Annotated in this window: 2 protein-coding genes; both read right to left on the bottom strand. The window is 60.8% G+C overall.

Annotated elements, in window-relative coordinates:
* Window positions 1-1,983, bottom strand: a 1,983-nt coding sequence (locus tag BJF91_RS00070; RefSeq protein ID WP_075612463.1) for a methyl-accepting chemotaxis protein, incomplete at its 3' end; no start/stop codon positions are given.
* A gap of 200 nt (window positions 1,984-2,183) precedes the next feature.
* Window positions 2,184-4,388, bottom strand: a complete 2,205-nt coding sequence (locus tag BJF91_RS00065) for a methyl-accepting chemotaxis protein (protein ID WP_234801494.1) — start codon at window positions 4,386-4,388, stop codon at window positions 2,184-2,186.
* Between the last annotated feature and the right edge of the window lie 485 nt (window positions 4,389-4,873).

Raw genomic sequence — 4,873 nt, 5'->3', positions numbered from 1 at the left:
TTCGCGGGCGGCATTGGCGATCTCTGTGATCGTTGAGCTCATGGCTACGACCTGCTCGACGATTTCCTTCAGCGACGTACCGGACGCCGTGACAAGGCCGACGCCGGTTTCCACCTGGGCGCTTGACGTCGAGATCAAGGACTTGATCTCCTTCGCCGCATTGGCCGAGCGCTGGGCAAGTTCTCGCACTTCCTGGGCGACGACAGCAAAACCCTTGCCGGCTTCACCGGCACGCGCAGCTTCGACACCGGCGTTCAAAGCCAGCAGGTTGGTCTGGAAGGCAATCTCATCGATGACGCCGATGATATTGCCGATCTTTTCCGACGAGCCCTGGATGGCGGTCATGGCGTCGACGGCCTTGGCAACGATATCGCCACCCTTGGCAGCATTGTCACGGGCGGCGTTGACGGCATGCTGCGCACGGCCAGCGCCTTCGGCGGTGCCGTTGACGCCGCGTGAGACGTCGCCAAGGGCTGCAATGGTTTCTTCGAGCGATGCGGCCTGCTGTTCGGTGCGGCGTGCCAGATCGTTGGAGGCGGCGGAGATTTCGCCAAGGCCGGAGCGGATGGTGCTGACCGTGGTCACGACCGAGCCCATGGCTTCTTCAAGGGCTGCGACCGAGGTGTTGAAATTCTGGCGGATCGCCTCGAATTCCGGCGCAACATGAGTGGACATTCTGACCGTCAGGTCGCCCGCTGCCAGGGCATTGAAGCCGGCCTGTACCTGCTCGACGAACTGGCGCAGGTCCTCGGCCTTGGCCTGTTCCAGCGCGGTCTGGCGCTCGCGATCGTTTTCCATGTTGGCCCGCAGCTTTTCCTGTTCGGTTTGCATGGTGCGGCCATTGGCGAGATCGAGGCGGAAGCTGTCGAGCGCTGCGGCCAGCAGGCCGAATTCGTCATGGCGGTCTTTGCCGTTGATTGCGCTCTGGTAATCGCCGCTGCCCATCTTGCGGACACTGGAAACGACCTCGGCCAGCGGCCGGCGCACGATCAGGATCGACACGCCATAGATCATCACAAGGGCGATGATGAGCAGCAGCACGCCGCCGATCGCCGTCGATGTCACCTGGGCCACGACAGGTTCCGAGAAGGTCTTGGCGGGAACGTCGAGCACGGCGGCCCAGGTCTTGTTCATGCCCGGCGCGGTGAAGGGATAGATCAGCCGTGTGGCGCCATCCGGCAGACCGCGGATGATCCGCATCTTGCCATCGCCAAGCGCTGCCTTGACCTGGTCAGCGCCGGCTTCGCCATAGGGTTTCATCAGGCTGGCCTTGTCAGGGTTCACCAGCCAGTTGCCGTTGTCGGCCAGCAGCATCACCTTGCCACCGTCGAAGGGCGACATGGAGCTGATCGTTGCCGAGAGGTCGCCCAACTGCACGTCCACACCGGCGAGGCCGACAATCTTGCCTTTGACGAAGACGGGGCTGGAGACCGAGGTCAGAAGCTTGCCTGTCGTCGAGATATAAGGCTGGGTGATCAGGCCCTTGCCGGTCTTCAGTGGCTCGGCATACCATTGTTCCTCCGGCTTGCTGACCCAGGTGGAGAACTCCAGGTTGCCAGCGTCATCCTTGGTCCAGTAGGCGGCGAAAATGCCGATCTTGTTGGCGCCTTCGCTGCCCTGCAGCTTCAACTCCTGCGGGCCTTCCGGCACTTCGGTCATCCATGCCCCGAACATGGTCTTGTAATGGGCGGGAATGCCCTTCAGCATGGCGATCACGTCGGTGCGGTTGCGCAAGCCGTTTTCGATCAGGCCCGACAGGCTGCCGGCGACGCTGGTACCGGCCGAGACGACATCGGTAATTTGCACGGCCACCTGGTTGGCGACATAGCCGGCTTTATCAGAGGCCAGCGCCAGAACCTGATCGTTGACCCGGTTGCTCGTCTGCCAGCCGCTGACGGCGGTGTAGCAGGCAATCAGCGCCGCCATTGCAGCGCCTGCCGCCAGTATGAGTTTTCCTGAAACAGTCCGAACCTGTACGCCCATTACCCATGCCCCTTGATTTACCGGTTTTGCAGATAAGGTTGCATGGAGGTTCTAACGAAAGTCTAAGAGTCCGCCCATCTTGCGCAAATTTTGTCGCGACTTATCGAAAAAATGATTCCTGTGGGGAAATTTTCACCTCACAGGAAAGCTTTCGGGTCGGATCAGGTCGGCGAGAGGCAGATTCGACCATCTCGTCGCCATCAGGAGGCCGCTGCATATCTCGGTGCTGCTCTTTGCGCACCGTCACGCGCGCGGCCGTTGGCCCCGGCACCGATGCGGAAGCGCTGCATCATGATCGCAAGGTTATCGGTTTCCTGGGCGAGGCTTTGGGCGGCTGCGGTGGTCTCCTCGACCATGGCGGCGTTCTGCTGCGTGACCTTGTCCATGATGTCGCCGGCATTGGTCACTTCGCGCAACGAGGTCGACTGCTCGCGGGCGGAATCGGCGATCTGGGTGATCGTCCCGCTCATCCGCGCAATCTGGTCGACGATCTCCTGCAGCGACGTGCCCGAGGAACTGACCAGGGCGACGCCGGTCTGCACTTGGGCACTGGACGTGGAAATAAGGTCCTTGATCTCGCGCGCGGCATTGGCCGAGCGCTGAGCCAGTTCGCGTACTTCCTGTGCAACCACGGCAAAGCCCTTGCCAGCTTCACCGGCGCGGGCGGCTTCGACACCGGCGTTCAGGGCCAGCAGGTTGGTCTGGAAGGCAATCTCGTCGATGACGCCGATGATATTGCCGATCTTTTCCGACGAGCCCTGGATCTCGGTCATCGCGTCGATGGCGCGCGCGACGATGTCGCCGCCCTTGGCGGCATTGTCGCGCGTGGCGCTGACCACGCTTTGAGCCTGTCCGGCGCCCTGCGCCGTGCCTTCGACGGCGCGCGAGACGTCACCGAGCGCTGCAACAGTTTCCTCAAGCGAGGCTGCCTGCTGTTCGGTCCGGCGGGCCAGATCGTTGGCGGCGGCGGAGATTTCACCAAGCCCGGAGCGGATCGTGCCGACAGTGTTGATGACTGCGCTCATCGCTTCTTCAAGGCTTGCCACCGAGATGTTGAAGTTTTCGCGGATTGGCTCGAATTCCGGGGCGACGCTTTCCTGCATACGGATGGTCAGATCGCCGGCCGCAAGCGCATTGAAACCAGCCTGGACCTGCTGCACGAACTGCACCAGCTGATCGGCCTTGGCTTTGTCGAGAGCGACCTGACGTTCGCGATCCTGCTCCGCGCTCTGGCGCATCCGCTCCTGGTCCTGCCGCGATAGCCGGCCGGCGGCAAGATCGAGGCGAAATTGTTCAAGCGCCTTGGCCAGCGTGCCGAATTCGTCGCCGCGGGCGGTGCCGGCAACAGACTTGTCATAATCGCCAGTGCCCATGCTGCGCACGTCGGCCAGCACCTGGCTGAGGGGCCGGCGCACCACATAGACGCAAACGATGTAAATAAGGCCGAGGCCAAGCACCAGATTGACGATGAAACTGATGGTGATGCCCTTCACCTGTTCGTTGATCGAACCGGTTATCACCTTCTCGGGAATATCAAGCACAGTGGCCCAGGGTTTGCTCAGGCCAGGAGCGGTAAAGGGAAAGACGACGCGGGTCGCGCCATTGGGCAGGTCGGTGATCACCCGCAATTGCCCATCGCCAAGGGCTGCCTTGACCTCGGCGGCGCCCGGGCCGGCATAGTCTTTCATCCGCAAGGATGCATCGGGATTGACGATCCATTTGCCGCTGGCCGTCACCATCATCATGCTGCTGCCCTCAAAGGGCATCAACGCGCCGATCTGGGCGTTCAAATCGTCAAGCGTGAGGTCGAGGCCGGCGAGGGCAACGATCTTGCCGTTGACGGTGACCGGCATCGACACCGATGTGACGAGGCGGCCGGAACTCGACAGGCTGGGTTCTGTCAGCAGGCCCTTGCCGGTCTTCAACGGTTCGGCAAACCAGGCATCGCCAGGCCGCACGGACCTTGATGTCAGCGTCAGCTTGCCGCCGTCATCCCTGCTCCACTGCGCTGTAAAACGGCCCTGGGCGTCGCTGGCGTCGGTGCCCTGAAGGGCCGTGGCCGCCGGGCCATCCGGCAATTCCACCATCCAGGTGCTGGACACGCTTTTCGACTGCTGGGCAACCGCCTTGAGGAGGGCGAGTATGTCTGCGCGGCTACGGCCACCGGCTTCCATCAATCCTGAAACCGCAGCCGCCATGCTGCTGCCGGTGGAAATGGCACTCGCCATTTCAGCGGCCACCTGTTTGGATGCCGTCTCGGATTTTTCGCTGGCCTTGTTAATGACCTGACCGTGCAATTGATTTTTGGTTACGACCACGCCGACGATCGCAAAATTGCCGATCGCCAATGCAATGGTTACGCCGACAGCAAGCAGAAGTTTTCCGGACACGGACTTTACTGGCATTTTCATCTCGAACACCAAAAGATTGTAATGTTGCGGAGAGCTTACTTCTGATTTTCTAAAGAATATCTAATAAACCCAGGTGAACCAGCGCGCTTGGTCGATTTGATCTGAAGGAGCGCGTCTGAGCATTTACGAAAAGGCGCGCCCTAAAAATTGGAATGGCGCCCGCATCAATTTGAAAACTATCAGAAAATGTATGCGTACCAGCGAGGCGCAGAGCCCGATAAGCCAGGGAAGGTGTCGCGCGGGCTTTCCGGCACAAGTGCACGGCAGCAGATTGAAAATGTTACAGCGTGATTGATGCGTTTTATAAAACGAACGGCGCTGTAAAGTGTAACTACCCGCCATGGGCGGGTAGTCGGCTTTCAAATATGGGATCGCTTTAAGAGGCCATTGCGTAGCGTTGCTGCTGGCCGTAACCGCCACCGGCATTGGTGCGGAAACGCTGCACCATCTGTGCGAGGTTCTCGGTTTCCTGCGTCAGG

This window comes from Gillisella taibaishanensis, from assembly GCF_001938985.1.
Taxonomy (GTDB): Bacteria; Pseudomonadota; Alphaproteobacteria; order Rhizobiales; family Rhizobiaceae; genus Allorhizobium; species Allorhizobium taibaishanense.
Note: the sequence above shows the minus strand (reverse complement) of the source record. Positions and strands in the feature narration are given on the sequence as shown.